This window comes from Metamycoplasma buccale (assembly GCF_046774455.1).
GTDB lineage: Bacteria > Bacillota_I > Bacilli_A > Mycoplasmatales > Metamycoplasmataceae > Metamycoplasma > Metamycoplasma buccale.
Window position 1 is genome coordinate 358,880 of sequence record NZ_CP177249.1, and the last position, 17,817, is coordinate 376,696.

General features: G+C 23.3%; 20 protein-coding genes. 18 read left to right on the forward strand and 2 right to left on the reverse strand.

The window, feature by feature from the left end; genetic code table 4:
• The first annotated feature begins 11 nt into the window (after nucleotides 1-11).
• From ACLFP3_RS01465 to ACLFP3_RS01490, 6 genes are all read left to right on the forward strand, one after another.
• A complete protein-coding gene (locus ACLFP3_RS01465; RefSeq protein ID WP_412031828.1) occupies nucleotides 12-581 on the forward strand; it encodes an NAD(P)H-dependent oxidoreductase in 570 nt (189 codons plus the stop codon).
• An 80-nt stretch (nucleotides 582-661) separates the two neighbouring features.
• Nucleotides 662-2,578 (forward strand): DNA topoisomerase IV subunit B, encoded by a 1,917-nt coding sequence (gene parE / locus ACLFP3_RS01470; protein WP_412031829.1) that lies wholly within the window; start codon nucleotides 662-664, stop codon nucleotides 2,576-2,578.
• A gap of 17 nt (nucleotides 2,579-2,595) precedes the next feature.
• Nucleotides 2,596-5,421, forward strand: coding sequence for a DNA topoisomerase (ATP-hydrolyzing) (locus ACLFP3_RS01475; protein WP_412031830.1), 2,826 nt, complete (start codon nucleotides 2,596-2,598; stop codon nucleotides 5,419-5,421).
• A 38-nt stretch (nucleotides 5,422-5,459) separates the two neighbouring features.
• A complete protein-coding gene (locus tag ACLFP3_RS01480) occupies nucleotides 5,460-5,582 on the forward strand; it encodes a hypothetical protein (protein ID WP_412031831.1) in 123 nt (40 codons plus the stop codon).
• Between the two features lie 218 nt (nucleotides 5,583-5,800).
• The gene (locus tag ACLFP3_RS01485; protein ID WP_412031832.1) at nucleotides 5,801-6,709 is read left to right on the forward strand and encodes a variable surface lipoprotein; all 909 of its coding nucleotides are present in this window, start codon (nucleotides 5,801-5,803) and stop codon (nucleotides 6,707-6,709) included.
• Nucleotides 6,710-6,772: 63 nt separating this feature from the next.
• Entirely contained in the window at nucleotides 6,773-8,902 is a 2,130-nt protein-coding gene (locus ACLFP3_RS01490) for a hypothetical protein (RefSeq protein WP_412031833.1), read from the forward strand.
• 164 nt (nucleotides 8,903-9,066) lie between these two features.
• Here ACLFP3_RS01490 and ACLFP3_RS01495 read toward each other — a convergent pair whose 3' ends face one another.
• A complete protein-coding gene (locus tag ACLFP3_RS01495; RefSeq protein WP_412031834.1) occupies nucleotides 9,067-10,092 on the reverse strand; it encodes an IS30 family transposase in 1,026 nt (341 codons plus the stop codon).
• Between the two features lie 358 nt (nucleotides 10,093-10,450).
• Here ACLFP3_RS01495 and ACLFP3_RS01500 point away from each other — a divergent pair, with 358 nt between their 5' ends.
• The 5 genes from ACLFP3_RS01500 to ACLFP3_RS01520 all read left to right on the forward strand — a co-directional run bounded on the left by ACLFP3_RS01500 (nucleotide 10,451) and on the right by ACLFP3_RS01520 (nucleotide 14,131).
• Nucleotides 10,451-11,248, forward strand: a complete 798-nt coding sequence (locus ACLFP3_RS01500; RefSeq protein ID WP_412031835.1) for an MAGa4850 family ICE element protein — start codon at nucleotides 10,451-10,453, stop codon at nucleotides 11,246-11,248.
• A 757-nt stretch (nucleotides 11,249-12,005) separates the two neighbouring features.
• Entirely contained in the window at nucleotides 12,006-12,221 is a 216-nt protein-coding gene (locus ACLFP3_RS01505) for a hypothetical protein (RefSeq protein WP_412031836.1), read from the forward strand.
• 17 nt (nucleotides 12,222-12,238) lie between these two features.
• On the forward strand, nucleotides 12,239-12,847 hold the full coding sequence (locus tag ACLFP3_RS01510; protein WP_412031837.1) for a hypothetical protein: 609 nt from the start codon (nucleotides 12,239-12,241) through the stop codon (nucleotides 12,845-12,847).
• 296 nt (nucleotides 12,848-13,143) lie between these two features.
• Nucleotides 13,144-13,605 (forward strand): hypothetical protein, encoded by a 462-nt coding sequence (locus ACLFP3_RS01515; RefSeq protein ID WP_412031838.1) that lies wholly within the window; start codon nucleotides 13,144-13,146, stop codon nucleotides 13,603-13,605.
• A gap of 106 nt (nucleotides 13,606-13,711) precedes the next feature.
• Nucleotides 13,712-14,131 (forward strand): hypothetical protein, encoded by a 420-nt coding sequence (locus ACLFP3_RS01520; protein WP_412031839.1) that lies wholly within the window; start codon nucleotides 13,712-13,714, stop codon nucleotides 14,129-14,131.
• Between the two features lie 140 nt (nucleotides 14,132-14,271).
• Here the strand turns inward: ACLFP3_RS01520 and ACLFP3_RS01525 are convergent, their stop codons facing one another.
• Nucleotides 14,272-14,400, reverse strand: a complete 129-nt coding sequence (locus ACLFP3_RS01525; RefSeq protein WP_412031840.1) for a hypothetical protein — start codon at nucleotides 14,398-14,400, stop codon at nucleotides 14,272-14,274.
• A 217-nt stretch (nucleotides 14,401-14,617) separates the two neighbouring features.
• On the opposite strand from ACLFP3_RS01525, the gene ACLFP3_RS01530 reads away from it, so the two are divergent.
• The 7 genes from ACLFP3_RS01530 to ACLFP3_RS01560 all read left to right on the forward strand — a co-directional run bounded on the left by ACLFP3_RS01530 (nucleotide 14,618) and on the right by ACLFP3_RS01560 (nucleotide 17,729).
• Nucleotides 14,618-14,857 (forward strand): hypothetical protein, encoded by a 240-nt coding sequence (locus ACLFP3_RS01530; RefSeq protein WP_412031841.1) that lies wholly within the window; start codon nucleotides 14,618-14,620, stop codon nucleotides 14,855-14,857.
• 31 nt (nucleotides 14,858-14,888) lie between these two features.
• Entirely contained in the window at nucleotides 14,889-15,344 is a 456-nt protein-coding gene (locus ACLFP3_RS01535) for a helix-hairpin-helix domain-containing protein (protein WP_412031842.1), read from the forward strand.
• Nucleotides 15,337-15,537: a RuvA C-terminal domain-containing protein gene (locus ACLFP3_RS01540; RefSeq protein WP_412031843.1), complete on the forward strand. Its 201-nt coding sequence runs from the start codon at nucleotides 15,337-15,339 to the stop codon at nucleotides 15,535-15,537. Before ACLFP3_RS01535 ends, ACLFP3_RS01540 begins: the two co-directional genes overlap by 8 nt.
• A 476-nt stretch (nucleotides 15,538-16,013) precedes the next feature.
• On the forward strand, nucleotides 16,014-16,535 hold the full coding sequence (locus ACLFP3_RS01545; protein WP_412031844.1) for a hypothetical protein: 522 nt from the start codon (nucleotides 16,014-16,016) through the stop codon (nucleotides 16,533-16,535).
• Between the two features lie 64 nt (nucleotides 16,536-16,599).
• The gene (locus ACLFP3_RS01550; protein ID WP_412031845.1) at nucleotides 16,600-16,884 is read left to right on the forward strand and encodes a hypothetical protein; all 285 of its coding nucleotides are present in this window, start codon (nucleotides 16,600-16,602) and stop codon (nucleotides 16,882-16,884) included.
• A gap of 15 nt (nucleotides 16,885-16,899) precedes the next feature.
• Nucleotides 16,900-17,268 (forward strand): hypothetical protein, encoded by a 369-nt coding sequence (locus ACLFP3_RS01555; RefSeq protein WP_412031846.1) that lies wholly within the window; start codon nucleotides 16,900-16,902, stop codon nucleotides 17,266-17,268.
• Entirely contained in the window at nucleotides 17,247-17,729 is a 483-nt protein-coding gene (locus ACLFP3_RS01560; RefSeq protein ID WP_412031847.1) for a hypothetical protein, read from the forward strand. Before ACLFP3_RS01555 ends, ACLFP3_RS01560 begins: the two co-directional genes overlap by 22 nt.
• The last annotated feature ends 88 nt before the right edge of the window (nucleotides 17,730-17,817 follow it).

Sequence of the window (17,817 nt, forward strand, 5' to 3'; positions counted from 1 at the left end):
TGAGGAGAGTAATGAAAAAATTTTATATAATAATGGGTCATCCAAATGTGAACTCTTTTAATGGATATCTTGCTAATGAATATGAAAAAAAATTAACTAAATTAGGTTATCAAGTAAGAAGACAAAATTTAGGTGAATTAAAATTTGATCCTATTTTACATAAAGGTTATAAGGAAATTCAAGACTTAGAAGATGACTTAGTTAAAGCACAAGAAAACATAAAATGAGCTGATGAAATAATTATTATTTATCCACTATGATGAGGAACAATACCTGCATTATTAAAGGGATTCATTGATAGAATATTTTTACCAGGGTTCGCATTTAAATATCACAATAATGACCCATTTTGAGACAAACTATTAAAGGGTAAAACGGCAAGAATTTTTTCAACTTGTGATTCTCCAGAAGTGTATCAAAATTTATGATTATTAAATACCGATTTTATTCTTTTAAAAAGAGCAATTTTAGGATTTAGTGGTATTAAAGTAAAGCAAACAAAACGTATTTCTAATTTAATAAAAAAAGATCTAAAACAATGTAAAGAAATTGTTGCAAAAATAATTTCAAAAATTAAATAATTATTAATCATAATAAATATTTTTAATAGCTTTAACAATAAGGCTATTTTTTTATCATTTAGGCTATAATTTTATTAATTATGTCTAATTATGATGCAAAAGATTTAAAACTATTAAAAGGTTTAGATGCTGTTAGAAAAAGACCAGGAATGTATATTGGTTCTACAGATTCAACTGGACTCCACCATTTAGTATGAGAAATAGTTGACAATGCCTTGGATGAAGCATTAGCGGGTTTTGCTAACGAAATAAAAGTGACTTTAAAAGAAGACAATTCAATTACTGTTGAAGATAATGGAAGAGGAATTCCTGTAGATAAACATAGTTCAGGAAAATCAGGAGTTGAACTTGTTTTTACTGAACTTCATGCTGGTGGAAAATTTGATGAATCAGTTTATAAAACTAGTGGTGGACTTCATGGTGTAGGTTCTGCCGTAGTTAATGCTTTAAGTACTAAAGTAGTTGTTAATGTTTACCGTGATAAATTTGAATATCAAACCGAATTTGAGCAAGACACTATAACTAGTAGAACAAAGAAAGTGGGACCCACTACAAAACATGGCACTAAAGTTCAATTTTGACCAGATTCGCTTATTTTTAAGAAAAGTCATTTTTCATCAGAAATTATTAAAGAAAAATTACGAGAATCAAGTTTTTTAATTCCGGGTCTAAAAATTTCTTTTATTAATGAACAAATAAATGAAAGAGTTGTTTTTGAAACCCAAGAAGGTATTAAAGAATACATAAAATTTATAGGACAAGGTAAAAATTTTATTAGCGATGTTTTTTATATAAAAGGCAACAACAAAAAAATCGATATTGAAATTGCTTTAGTTTACACCGATAATTACAATGAAACCATTTATAGTTTTGTTAATAACGTTAAAACTAGAGATGGTGGAATTCATGAAACAGCTTTTAAAACAGCTTTAACAAAAACAATTAATGAATATGCTTTAGAACATAATATTTTAAAGGGTAAAAATAATACGTTTGATGGTAATGATGTCCGTGAAGGTATTATTGCTGTTATTTCTCTAAAAGTTCCTGAATCTATTTTAGAATTTGTTGGACAAACAAAAGATAAATTAGGAACACCAGAGGCAAGAGAAGCAGTGGAAGATTTTTTTGGCGAAAAATTTACATTTTATTTAAATGAGAATAAAAAAGAAACTGAAAGAATTATTGCAAGAATAAAAAAGGCATATGATGCAAGATTAGCAGCAAGAACTGCAAGAAATGAAATTAGAAAAGCAAAAACAAAGTTAGAAAATAAAAAAATTTTGTCAGGAAAATTAACTCCAGCTCAATCAAAAAATCCAAAATTAAAAGAATTATTTTTAGTTGAGGGTGATTCAGCCGGTGGTTCAGCTAAAATGGGTAGGGATAGAGTTACTCAAGCAATTTTACCTTTACGTGGTAAAGTGATAAATACAGCAAAAGCAAAATTAACCGACGTTTTAGTTAATGAAGAAATTGCTACTATTATTAATACGATTGGTGCTGGTATTGGTGAAGATTTTGAACTTAAAAACTCACAATATAACAAAATAATTATTATGACTGATGCCGATACTGATGGAGCTCACATTCAAGTTCTTCTTCTTACTTTCTTTTATCGTTATATGAAGAAACTTATTGAAGCAGGAATGGTATACATTGCATTGCCTCCTCTTTATAAAATTTCAATTAAAAGTTCAAAATCAAAAGATTTTTATGCATGAGATGAAGCCGAATTAAAGGAAATTACTTCTAAATATTCTAATTATGAAATTCAAAGATATAAAGGTTTGGGTGAAATGAATGCTGACCAACTTTGAGAAACTACAATGAATCCAGAAACAAGATCAATTGTAAAAGTTAGAATTTTTGATGAGGCATTAACCGAAAGGAATGTAAGTACTTTAATGAGTGATGATATTAATGGTAGAAAAGCATGAATTAACACTCATGTTGATTTTTCTAACGAAGATGATTTCGTGATTATTACTAAATAAATAATAATGGGGTTGCAATGAATAAAAATAGAAAAGATGAAATAGATAAATTAACAGAAACAATCATTGAAAAAAATATGATTGAAGTAATGAGCGACCGATTTGGTAGATATTCTAAATATATTATTCAACAACGTGCTATTCCTGATTCTCGTGACGGACTTAAGCCTGTTCAAAGAAGAATTTTATTTTCAATGTGAAATTTGAAATTAAAAAATAATCAACCATTTAAAAAATCAGCAAGAATTGTTGGAGATGTAATTGGTAGATATCACCCTCACGGTGATAGTTCTATTTATGAAGCTCTTGTTAGAATGTGTCAAGAATGAAAAAGCAACTTCCCATTAATTGAAATGCATGGTAATCGTGGCTCAATTGATGATGATCCTGCCGCTGCTATGCGTTATACTGAATCTCGTTTAGAAAAAATAAGTGAGTTACTTTTGCAAGATTTAGAAAGAAAAACCGTGCCTATGGCACCTAATTTCGATGATACTGAATATGAACCAGTAGTTTTACCATCATTAATCCCTAATTTATTAATTAATGGGTCAAAAGGAATAGCAGCAGGTTTTGCTACCGAAATTCCTCCACATAACTTGATCGAAATTATTGATGCAACTATTAAATTAATAAAAAAACCAACAACTACCATAGAAGAATTAGAAGAAATTGTAAAAGGTCCAGATTTTCCTACTGGTGGAATAATTTATGGACTTGATGGCATTAAAGAAGCTTTAGAAACTGGTCAAGGAAAAATCAATATTGCTGCTAAATATGAATTTGTTTATGATAAAAAAGATAACAAAAATATAATTGGAATTAATATTAATGAAATTCCTTTTGGGGTAATTAAGTCAAAATTAGTAGCGGACATGGATGCATTAGTTATTGATAAAACAATCAATGGAATAAAAGAAGTTCGTGATCAATCCGATCGTGAAGGCATATCGATTTATATTGAACTTGAAGAAGATGCTAATGCTGAAGCAATTATTAATTATATGATGTCTAAAACTGATCTTAGAATAGCATATAACTACAATATGGTTGCTATTCATGAAAATGCTCCAAAATTAATGAACTTATATATGCTTTTAATAGCATATCTTTCACATTTTAAAAATGTTAATACAAAAGGTATTGAATATGATTTAGAAAAATATAAATTACGTTTGGAAATAGTCGAGGGTTTTATTAAGGTTGCCGATATTTCTGATGAAGTTATTAAAGTAATTAAAAATAGCGATAACTCTAAAAAAGGTGTTATTGAATCTCTAGAAAGAATTTTTGGTTTTACAAACTTACAAGCTACAGCAATTGCTGAATTAAGATTGTATAAATTATCTAGAATGGATCAACTTCAATATAAACAAGAAGCCGAAGAATTAAAAGAAAAAATTGCTGAGTGTACTTTATTATTAACTGATCCAAAAGCATTTGATAAATATATGATAAAAGCTTTGGAAAATATTAAAAAAGAATATGGAAAACCTAGAGTTTCTTTAATTAGTGAAGAAAAAATAAAAACACAAATTGATACAAAATTATTAGCAAAAAATGAAGACTTTTACTTTTTTATTTCTAAAGAAGGATATTTCAAAAAAATATCGAAAAAAGCTTTTAATGCTAATGACTTTTCTGGTTATAAACTTAAAGAAAATGATGCAATATTTTATTTTAATGAAGTTAATTCGCTTTCAAAATTAGCATTTTTTACTAATTTAGGAAATTATTTTATTTTAGAAGCACATACTTTAAAAGATTCTAATTGAAAAGATTTAGGATATCATATTTCTTCAATAGTTGCTTTAGAAAATAAAGAAGAAATTGTAAGAATTATAGAGTTAGAATCATTTAAAAACTATGCAAATTTAATTTTAATAACTAAAAAAGGAATGGCTAAAAGAATTGAATTTGATGAATTAAATAACAAACAAAATCAAAGAAAAAAATCATGTATTCCTTTACAAAAAAATGACAATTTATGTGATGTTAAAATAGTTAATAGAGAAAAATGGATACTAGTATTATTACATGGCGGAATTTATTATTTTATTGATGAAAAACAAATTCCTTTATATAGTTTAAAAGCTACAGGAATCCATTTAATAAAAGTTGATAAAGATCAAGAAATCATTCAATTTGTTCCAACAAGCATTGAAGACAAAATAATTATGTTAACTAATCAAGGTCAGTTTAAATCAATTATGGCTAAAGAAATAAAACCTGCTAGTCGACAAAGTAGAGGAAAAATATTATTTATGCCTTCAAAATCAATTCATTCAGAGGTTATTTCAATTGAAGTTGTTACTAAAGAATTAAAATGTTATTATACAAATGAAAATAATGAACCTATTGAATTTGATTTAAACACTATTCCATTATCAAAACAATTGGAACCATTGACAAATGTTAGAATAAAAAATTTTAATAATGCTGGAACTCTTATTCAGCCAATTAAAGTTAAGGAGCTTTTTGATATGAGCAAAGATGAAAGAAATAAGATTAGGGAAAATAAAATAGATAATGATGATACTAAAACAGTAGAAACAACTTTATTTAAAAGAAAATATAATCGCGATGATTCTCATTATGAAAAATCGCATTCTAATGATTTAGATAGTAGTATTGAGTTATTTTCCGCTAAATCAGAAGATGATGTTGATATTGATTTAACTTTAAGTGATGAAAGTGCACTTGACATTGGCAAATTATTTACTAAACAAAAACCAAATAATAATCCTATTACTAAAGAAAGTGTTGATAAAAAAATTAGTGAAATGGAAAAAATAGACATTGATAGTTTATTTGAAAAAGTTAAAGAAATTAAGAAAAAATAATTTATAATTTTTTAATTGAAAATTAAGGAGTTAACTTTATGAGAAAAGATATTCGTGCAAGAAATAAAAAAAGAGCAGAAGAAAGACAAAAAAAATTAGCTAAAGAAAAAGCAAGAGATTTACGTAGAGCAGAAAGAGCTGCCCAAAAAGAAACAAAATAATTTTAAATTTATAAATAAAATTACACAATAATAATTACATTTGAACTTAGGATTTATTCTTAAGTTCTTTTTTATTCAATTAAATTAATCAAAAAATATTATTATTTTTTGTAATGATTGACAAAAATGACTTTATTAAAGAATATTTTTTATGCTTTGAATTTTTATAGTAGTATAATTCATGCTTGAAATTTAATTAATTATAGGAGAAAAAAACAATGAAAAAAAATATTTTAGCACTATTAGGAGCAATTAGCCCAATTGTAGCAACACCTGTTATTGCGGCTTCATGTGTTGACCCTAAAGAAAAAGAATCTCAAAAAAATCTTGATGATGCTAAAAAAGATCTAAGTTCAAAACTTGGTGAACCTTATAAAGATTTAACAAAAGATGTAAAAGATTCAAATGTTAAAGAAAAATTAGATAAACAAATTTCTGAATTAGTACAAAAAGCAAACAATGAATTGTTACCAAAATTAGAAGAAATTAAAAAACAATTAGGCGAATTATCTAATGAAGAATTATCAAAAGTATTTAATGGTTACAATGACCTTGCTACTTTGGCAAATAGTCTTATTGCAGAAGTCTTAAAAGACACAATTACAAAATACAATGGTAATACAAAAGTTACTGATGCTTTAGCAACAATTAAAGCTTATTTAACAGAAGATAAATTAAAAGAATTTATTAAAAAAGCAGTTGAATTAATTGAAAAACATGCTAAAGATATTGCTCCAGCAGCAAAAACCATTTTTAATACTTTGAAAACTAACGAAAAAACCAAAAACATTGCAAATATTGACAAATTTATTGAAGAAATGTCAAAATATTATGCAGAAACAGCTTTTAAAGAACTAAAAGACGAAATTAATAAAATTGACTTTAAAGACTTAAAAGCTAAAGGATACAAAGAAGAATTAGCTAAATTAGAAGCAGCTATTAATAACTTTAAAACTAAAGCAGCAAAAAAAGCAAAAGAAATATTAACAGTTGAAAAAGATTACAATGCTGTTAAAGAAGTTCTTAAACCTAAATATGATGCTTTAGAAAAAGTATTAAAAGATAGTTTAAGTTCTTTACAAGTTGGTTTTACAGAATTAATGAATGTTTTAAACCTTTTAAAATAATTTAAAATGCATGATTGAAAAATGCCTAATCGCATTTTTCTTTTATTCTATTAGAAAAATAAAATGACTAGCAAGCAAAAATTATCATTAGTGACATTGTGTGTTGTTGCTTCAATAGCAACTGTTTCTACATCAATAGTGTTTAATACAAAAATTATAAAAAGAAAAAAATCACAAGAACAAAAAATTGAAAATTTAAAATCAGAACTTCAAAATGTTACAAAAAATTTAAATAGTCAACTTAAAAAATTAGAAGAAGAAAAAAATATAAATGAAAAACTATCTAAATTAATTGAGTTGAAAAATTTATTAACTAGCATAATAAATTTAAAAAATAATGCCAATAAAGAAAAAGAGATAGTTTCTAGCAAAGAATATGTAAATTTTATTGCAAAACTTAATCAAGTTAACAATGCTATTAAACAAGTAGAACAAGAGTTAAAAAATCACAATTCTGCCAAAAAAGCAATTGATGAAGAATTTAATTTATTAAAAAATAATTTTGATATGCAAATTAAAAAACTTGATAATATTAAGTCTTTTAATGACATTGATAAATTAAATGAAATAATAAAAGAGTTTGAAAAGATTAAGACTAATGTAACAAACTTAATAAATAAAATTAATGTAGTTCAATATCAAGACAAACTTAATGAAGTTAAAGTCTTAAAAAAACAAATTGAATCTAAATTAATTGAATCTAATAAAAAATTAGAAAATTTAAAACAAGCAAAAATTCAAGAAGAAAAAAGAATTAGTGATTTAAAAGAAGAAATTAAAACTATAACTAAAAATTTAGCAAGTGCTCTTAATGAATTTGAAGGACAGACTTTAATTGATCAAAAACAAGAATTATTAAATAAATTAAAAACACAAATTGATTTAGCAAATACTTTAAATAAAAAAATTACTGATAATAATGATCAAACTAAAACTAATCCTGAATATGAAGAATTTAAAAATAAATTAGATTTTGTTACTTCAGTATATGAAGATTACAAAATTAAAATAAAAGATTTTCTTGAAAAATTAGAAGCACTAAAAGCTTTTTACGATGAAGGGCTTGTAAGAAAAACTATTTTATCATCAGAAGTTATTAAAAACGAAAATAACTTCCTAATCAATTCAAATAGTTTAACTTCAGATTATGAACTTACAAAAGAATTTATTTCAGATGATATAAATGGTAAAGTAACTTTAAAATTAACTATAAAAAATAAAAAAACCAATTTGATCGGGACAAAAGAAATTATTTTTAGTGATTTCAAAACTAATGAAGATGTTGCTAATTTAACTAAATTTGTAGAAGATAAAATAGCTTCTTATAAAGAAAAATTTAACAAAGTTTTAGATGAAACAATAAACAAAAGAAAAAATGAAATTAAAAAAGAAGCAAAAAGAGATAAAGCTGCAACTATTTTTAAAGAAGTTATGGCTGAACTATATGAATCATTTTTAGATGTTGCAAAAAAAGCTACACCACAAGTTACAAATGCTTATTATTTAAATGATTTGTTAAAAGAATTTTATGATGTTTGTCATAATGCTTATGTAGATACTATAGGTGAGGTTTTTGATATCTATAAAAATGGTATTAATGAAGAACCTGATGGTGGATGGGGTTTATTCATTGGCTATTTAAATATGCTTAAAAAAACTGTTGTGCCTGAAACGGTAGGTCCATATGCGAGAAAGCTTTTTGGAGTTATTAAAGATAAATTAAATATTTATAAAAATATGGTTCAAAATAATTTAGAAAACTTAAAAAATACTTTTAAATTAAATAAATTAGCTAATAAAGATCAAGTAATTAATCCTTTAATAGATAAAACAAAATCAATTTTAGATTTTATAATTAATTATTTTTACGATTTAGATTGAAATTGAATATGTTATGGTCTTGGGGAAGGAAGAAGACAACCATATGATATGCAAGGCGAACAAATGGGGAGAGTGAAATTATTAAGTGGTGGTGGTTGACAAAGAATTTTTAATGTAAAGAAATTCAAAGATAAACTAACAAACGAAATAAACTCATTATTACCAAGTGATGAATCACAAAAAGCATATATTTTAGAAAAAATATATAGTGTGTTAAATCCATTTTTAAATACAATAGATCTTTATCAAGATGCAATCAAAAATGTTATTGGCGCAAAAATAGTTGGTTCTGTTTGAAAAAATAGATCATAATAAAGTTTTTACACTAAAAAATCGGCATATTTGCATGCCGATTTGCTAGAAAGTAACATGAAGTGCAACACCTATGTGCTTCATGTTTTATTTTATATTTTTCAAAAGTTAAAAAACAAAAATACACTAAATATTAGTGTTTGAGTATATTTGAAATTAGTTTATTAAGCAAATATTTTGTTATATTCTTCTATTAATTCTTTTTCGTATAAAGCATATGAGGATTTTCAATTAAAAATTTTTCTACGTTTAAAATTAATTCTTTCTGTGGCAATTTGAATTTCATTAATATCAATTTCATTAAAATTAGTGCCTTTAGCAAAAATTCTTCTAAAAATACCATTTCAATTTTCATTACTTCCTTTTTGTCATGAAGCATATTTATCAGTAAAATATACAAATATATTTAATTTGTAAGCTAGTAAACCAATTTTTCTAAATTCAAAACCATTATCTGTAGTAATCGATTTTACTGGGATATTATTATTTGCAATTAAATTATTTAAAATTCTATTAAGATTATCAGGATGCTTACCTTTCATAACTGCCACATAACAAAACCTTGTTTTTCTTTCTACTAATGTGATTATATGATTAGCACCTCTAACATTTTTGCCACAAACTACGTCAAGCTCTCAATGCCCAAATTCTAATCGATTATTTATTTCTTTTGGTCTTGCTCATATTGGTTTTATATATCTTGCTCCAACAAGGCGATCAATAACATTAGTTTTTGAACGTTTTCCTCCTTTTGTGTAATTTTTTCTTAATAAATCTTTTCTACTAAAAACTCATTTGCCAGAATTTATTCAATTAAAAACGGTTTTTAAACATGGTATTTCAAATTCATTTACACTCATATTATTTTTTATAAAAAAATAAGTTGATTCAACCGTTCAAAGTTTACCATCATATAGTGCTACAAATTGATCGATAAATTCTTCATATCTATCTCTTACTAAAAAATATCAAAAATAAGATCTATGTTTACTTCTGAGAACAGATTTTTGATTAGCTATTTCTGGATTGTAAATTAATTTATCATTATCAAAATTGCGTTTTATTTCGCGAGATATTGTTGATGGTGATTTATTTATTTGTTTGGCTATTTTTCTAATAGAAAAACCTTTATTTAAATATTCTTGAATAATAATTCTATTTTTGTAATTTAAGTGATTATAATTAATCATGAGTAACCTCTTGAAGCACTTTATTTAGGTTGCTCTTTTTTTATTTACTTTAATATAAAAAATGCAACCTATAAAAATTATTTCATAGTGTTGCACTTTATATTACAATGTAGCAATCGGCATATTTGCATGCCGATTTTTAATATATTTTAAGGTCCTGTTGAAAAGTTAAGGGTCTAATAGAAACAAGCAAAAAAGCAAGTGAAATATAAGCTTGCTTTTTTTCATACTCTTTACAAACAAAAGAAATTATCAAAAGGAACAAATAAATAAAAAGTTGTGTATAAACACACAACAACTCAATTCATTATTAATTATACATCAATTTTTGTTTCTTTTAATAAAAAAGGAGAAAAAAATGGGTGCAATTAGTAATTATCAACTAACTTTAAATGAATGCATAGTAAATAATGATTTTCAAGATTTAAAATTACTTGAAATTGAATCTAAATTTTGAGGTAAATATTTTAATAAAAAATATGACAAATTAAATCTAGAAATTATTAATAAACTTTGTAACAAAAAAACTAAATTAGTTATTAGCGATTCTTTTTATCAAAAGTTGAAAACAAATAAAGTTTTATTAGAAATTTATTTAGTGTTGAAACTTTCTAAATCTAATATGAAGCAAGGAGATTTAATAAAGTATGGATTTAAATTAACTAGTTTGAAATATTCAATCAATCAACTAATTGAGCTTGGAATTTTAGACAAAAATAAATATTTAAATTCTAAATTATTAAAACTAAAAAAATATGTACTCAGAAATAAGGGTGAGAAACAATATATTTTATCTGGAAAAGATACTTTCAGAATTTTTTTATTATACGGATTAAAAGCAGCTCTTTTATATTCAATTAATAAATATAAAAGTAAAAAATATTCGAAAGCTTCTTATTTAAAATCAGTTGAAACAAGAAAAAAAGTAATTTTACAAAATGCTTATTATTCAATGCTTAGATTGTCAAGAAATGAAATATATTTAACTTTAAAAAGTATTTGTGCATATTTTGATTGCAGATATAAAGAAATGTTCAATATAGTTCGAATAAGAAAAGAAAAATTTATGACCCTAACTAATGAAAATGGAGAAAATTTTCGTCTTTTCATAGGTTATAAATTTTCAACTGAACGTTATTTGTTAATGCGAATTTAATGTTTTAAAGACGGTATGGTAATAAGGTTTAGTAGCATATGCAGTAATGCTTAAATAAAGAAATAAGTGCAAATCTTATCTAAACCACCAATAAAAAAATATGGTTACCGTTTTAAAAATATGACAATTTTAATTTTTGATAAAAGATAATGCAAATTATCTATTTTAAATTTACTTATTTGAGAAAAAATTATACTTCTCATATAAACTTTATTTTTACTAGTCAAAATTGTATGCATAAGAGTAATGGTAATAATTTATTATTACCTAAGAAAAAAAGAATATTGATATTTTTATTTTTTATTTATATATTCTATTATTTCTTTTAAATTCAATGGATTCTCTAAACTTGCAAATTTTTTTTAAATTGCATTGGGACCTTTAGAAAAATCCATTCAACGCTTTAAAATTGCAAATTATCTTAATTTTGATAAATCTTCTAGGATTGCAAGTTTTTTTTAATTTGTATTAGACTTACAAAACTTTAAACAAGGTCTTAAGAATGCGATAAACACTTAATAATGGCATATATTTGACTTTAAAATGAAACTTAAAAATTATTAACTAAAAATTAACTTAGATTAAAAAAATAAAAGCATAAAAATAAATTTATTAATTAAAGATATTTTTTTGTATTTAACATTCAAAACTATCAAAAAAAATGTAATGGTCTTAAAAAAACAACAAAAAATGTAAGAAATATTAATTGAGATTAGTGATAGTTTATAACAAATAAATAGAATAGGAAAAAAATAAAATGAATAATATTGAAAATTTAAAAAACAAAATTAAGTTTTTAAAATTAGAAAACAGAGATTTGAAGTTAAAAGTAAAAAGCTATGAAGATGCTTTTGAAAGACTTAAAGATATTCAAGATGATTTATATAGTTCTACATTTGAACTAGAAAGTAAAATAGATAAAATGATAGATATTCTAGATGATGAAGTTTATGACGGATACAATGGTTACTAAAACCTTAAGGAATTAAAATGAACTATTATTTACTTTATTTTTCGAAAAAATATAATGGTGATTGAGATGAAATTATGAGTTCTTTAAATCGTCATGAATTTGTACCAAAAAAATATATTGAATCATTAAAAAATGATGTTTTAAAAAAGAAAATTGACTTTTTTACAACTTTAGATGAACAAATTTATCCTAAATCATTTGAAAAACTAAACAAACCTCCATTTTTAATGTATTTTAAAGGTAATATTGATTTATTAAAATCAGTTGATATTTCTAAAAAAAATGAATTTTGTATTCTTGATGCAAAACAATATTTTTCAAATAATGATATTGTTGAATTTTTGTTAGATAGTGGAGTAAAAATTATCTTAGTTTTACCTTGTGGTTTGGAAACAAATTTTATAAAAAATGCTTTAAAAAGTGTTTTGCCTAATAATTTATTAATTATTTCTGAATATTCAGGTAATTATTATTCACATTCAAAGGAAACTAAAGAAAGAACTAATTTGATAATAAATAATCTAAAAAGTCAATTATATGGGGAAGAGTTTAATCAAAATGATAATTATTATGAAAAATTAATAAATCGTTTAAATTACAAAAAAATATGTAAAAATAAATGTTAAAAAAACAAAAAACTTAATGTTTTATTGCATTTTTCCAACCAAAAAAGTACCCTAAAATTGTATTTTTCCAACTAATTTTTGCCTTTTGAGAAAAAAATACCAGCCAATTTAGTCAAAAATCTATGCCAAATGCCACAAAATTTTGCGCCATTTACCATATTTTTGACTAAAAATATTGCAAATAAAGGAAATATTTTCTTGTAAATTAGGGAAGTAAAATATTGTAAATTAAGTAAATTTAATTGAATAAACTCATTATTTTTAATAACTAAATAAAAAATATTAAGGAGAATTTCTTGAAAACAGCTAACGGTAAAAACAAGTTAGAAAGATTAATGAATAAAGCATATAAATATTTAAATATTAGATTAAAAAAAGCAAGTAATAAATATTTATATATTGATACGGTTGATGAAAAAGAAAATGAAATGGTATTGTTGGCTCCTTTGCACTCTGCAAAATTAGTAAGCACAAAATATGGTTCAAAGTATGCTATTAACGTTGATAATATAGAAGAAACAATATGGGTTGCAAGCTTTGCAGCAATTGAATTAAATAATTATCACAATGATTTAATTATTTTTAAGATAAATAAAAATTATGTTTCTGAAAGTTTATGAAAAAACATTGAAGAAGCATTAAAAGGATTTGATGATATTTGATTAGTTAGTGAATTTATTAAAAAAAAAACAATATATGTTTTACAAAGTGCAAATAAACATATTGATAAAAATCTTAATTTAATTTATTCCTATTAAAAAATATCTAAAAAGTTAATTAATAACAATTTTTACAAGTTTTGTACTTTTTTGTCAATATAGCAATTAACAATAACAAAAATTAGGTTTATGTGGTGTTAAAAATATGAATAAAAAAATTTACAAATTTAATTGATTATTGTTTTTAATATTAATTTTAACAACTCCAATTATATTAGGGGCTATTTCAATAGGATATATATCTGTTTGAAACCAATTAGAAATAAGAATATTAAATATTTCATCAGTTTATATTATTTCAAAATCGCAAATTTTATACATTAATGTTTTTATATTGTTAATATCAATAATTTTATTATTTTCAATATCTTTTTATTTTGGGCATCAACTTATTTTAAATACTTTTACATATAAGGAAATTAAAATAAACATTGATAGTATTTCTAAAAAATTAATTAAAAAAATTGAGTACAAATTGTTTACCATAAAAAATTACAAAAAATGATTATTTAAAAATAATATTGAATATCAAATTGTTGATAAAAAATTAATAAAGGAAAATTAATAAGGAGAAACAATAACACAAAAAATTATATTTGCACTTTTTGATGATGGTAAAAGAAGTTATTTTAATGCATTAAAAGAAAATTCTAAATATAAAGTTATTAGCATAGGAATAAATAGAAAACATCAAGAAAATGAAAACTATAAAATTATTGATTTAAGAATATCAAATCATAAATTATTTGATGAGTTAGACAAATTACCAAAACCAGACATTATTCTAGCATCTCCGCCTTGTGAAAGTTGGTCTCAAGCTGATAATCCCTGCAACTTATGAAATAAAATTTCAAAAAATTATGTAGAAATTAAAAATAAGAATTTTTTTGACGATTGAAACATAAAACAGACTAATCATTTTAGAAAAAGAAACTTTTTTAAGAAAGAAGCTAAAAGAATTATTGGAGAAGATACTATTGCAGCAACTTTAGCAATTATTGAACATTATAAACCTGAGGCATGAGTTATTGAAAACCCTTTGACAAGTAAGGTGTGACAATGAATTGAAAACCATTTAAATATTAAAGGATTTAAAAATATAGCACATTACAATGCATATAGTGACTCATTTACTAAAAAACCAACTAATTTTTTTAGTAATAAAAAATTAAATTTAAAAAAATCAACACTAAAATCAAAAAATTGAAGTGAAGTTTGTGGTTATGACACAAGAAGTTCAATACCAACTGATTTAATTAAATATATTGTTAAACAACTAGAAGAAAACTAAATAAAAATTACTTATGAAAGGAAAGAAAAAAATGACATTATATAAAATAGGGAAAATAATAAACATAGATAAAGATTATGTAATTTTTGAAAATAATGATATTGGTGAATTAATAAATATTCCTGATGTCAAAAGATTCAAGGAAGGTGAAACTAGAAAAATTTTTATTTCTAGCATTGAAAATGAATATACAAAAACAACTTATGGATTTGAAGATATAAAAGAATTAATTTTATTTGAAGACTTAATTTCATTACAAGGAATAGGTCCAAAGAAAGCTATGCTTTTATTAAATAATGGTTGAAAAACTATTGCAAATTGATTAGCAGATAATTATAGAGATAAAATTCATTCAATTACATATATTTCACCGCGTGCTTGGGGAGATATTTCTGATTATTATTCAAAAAAATATCAAAAATGGATCGAAAATAATTTTGACCCAAGACTTAATAATTATTGAGGACAATCTTGGAATAATGAATAGAACAAATCAAAATAAAAAATATCTTTCATTATTTAAAGAAACAATGGAACAACTAGGTTTTAAAGAATTACAAATTAAATATGCACTTGAAAATATAAAAATAAATGAAAACATTGAACAATGTGTTGAAGATGCAATAAAATTAATTGCCCTTAAAAATAAATTTGATAAAGAATACAAAGAAATAAATTAAGAAATAAAAAAAGGAACTAAGCCCCATTGATTGATAAATCAATAGCTCCATTGTCATAATGACAACGCCTGCTTAGTTCTAATTTAATTATAACAAATGATTAATAAAATGTATATATTCAAATTTAAATACTGTTATAAAAGTAAGCACTATGCATTAATTCTTTCTCAAGAGCATAACAAATATAAGTATTTAACTTTAACACATAAAAGTAAAGTGAATAACAAAAATTGTATGAGATTATGTCATAACCCAAACCTTAATTCAAAAAGATTATCATATTTTGTTCCTAGAATAAAAAATAGTCCAATTAAAAACTTCTCAAAAAAATTTTTAAAAAATTTTATTTTATCAGAGTTTGATAAATGTGAAATTGAAAATTATATTAAGCAAAAATCTAATGATGAGTTTTTAAAAAAATGGTTGAAAAAGAAAAAGTTATTGTAATTTGAAAAACTAAAAATTAAGGAGCATAAATGATTTGCAGTTTTATTGTTCATATTGATAATGAAAATAATTTAGACGAACAATTAAAGCTATTGAATGAAAAAATAAATGTTATAGAAAATAAGACATTTTATGATATTAAAATTGCTTGTAATTTAATATTTAATGAATTTATTAAAACAAGAAAAATATTGAAATTAATAAAGAAAATTCATAATCAAAAATTAAAGAATAAGGATGCTTTAAAAAATTTTATTTTGGAGAAAATAACCTTTTTTAACTATCTTTTACCAAAAATATTAATCAAAAAAACAAGTTTTTCTAATGAAATAATGTTTTATTTAAAATTTTTTCAAGTACATAAATATGTTGAAAGAGTTGATGAATTTGTTAGAGAAATATTAAATTTTGATGATTCAAACAAAATTATGACTAATATAGAAGATTCTATTTTTGTTGAGTTTAAAAAGCAAATATTTGAAACTTTTAAAGAATTTAAAATTTTGGATTTGCCTTGCCCTTGATTATATTTTCCCGACTTTTTTATTTAAAAAATTGGAAAATGTAGCAAAAAATCTTGGAATTTGAAGATTTAAATCTATTTAAGGAAGATGTATGAATAATAAAATTAAAAAATTAGAAAAACAATGACTTAAGAAAAATAAAGTTCCCGTGAATGAAATATTACAAGACGTTGTTTGAAATGTTAAATTTGTTTATGATAATGAAATTAAAACAGGTTATATAGTTAGAGATAAAACAATTAAAAATACTTATATGTTATTACCCTTAAGTATTGGAAAAGGTTTTACAGTGTTTAAAAAAACACATATTCAATGAATAGAATCTGCTTTTAATGGTAACAAACTTTACTACAAAAATATTAATTGAAATAATTAAACAAAGGAACTAAAAATGACACCAGCAATAGATATAGTAAGTTTCACCATAAAAAATCCAAGAAATGCAAAATATCAATATCGCTTTAGAGATTGAGGAGCTGAAAGTTGAGGATATGAAATTGCTTCAATAGCTAGCGATTTAGATGTAAAAAAAGAAGATGTAATTATTAATAAAATTAATGATAATCATTTAGTTTTTAATTTTACTTCTAAAAAAGATAAATATATATGTGGCAACTTTAATAGAAATACTTATCACATAAACTATAATGATGAGATTAAAATTGGTATTAATCGTAAAGAATATCCTAATTTTGTAGAAAAAGCAATTAAAGGATTTAATGATTTTTTTGGAGAAAAATGACAAAAAAACAACAATTAATTAATTTAACTAATGAAGAAGAAGTTATTAATTACATTTTATCTCAATGTGATGAAACTAAAATAACAAGAGAAAAACTCATTAAAAATTTACAAAAAGCAATGAATAATAAAATTATGAATCTTCTAAATAATTTTAAATTATCTGATGAATGTTGAATTTTTAATATGGATACAAAGTACGGTTCTGATTCATTTAAAAAATATTTCGCTTTTAGAAATGATTTTCCCGCAAATATGAAAGTTGATGAAGAAGATCGTTTCTTAACTGATTATGAATTAATTCAAAAGTATGGAAGAGAATGATGACACGAAAATTCATTTCCATTTACTAATTGTTTGAGAGAAGATTTAAATATTGAAGAATTAAAATGAGTAAGTCAAAGAATGAGTTTTGTACCATATCAATCTTGAATATTCAAATTATCTAAAAATAATTCAATAATACCAGTATTTTATTAAACAAATGATTGAGGTCAATTCTCAAAAAAAATAAAAGATGCACAAAATTTTAGAATACCTGTTGATAATTTGAAAAATTAATAAATAC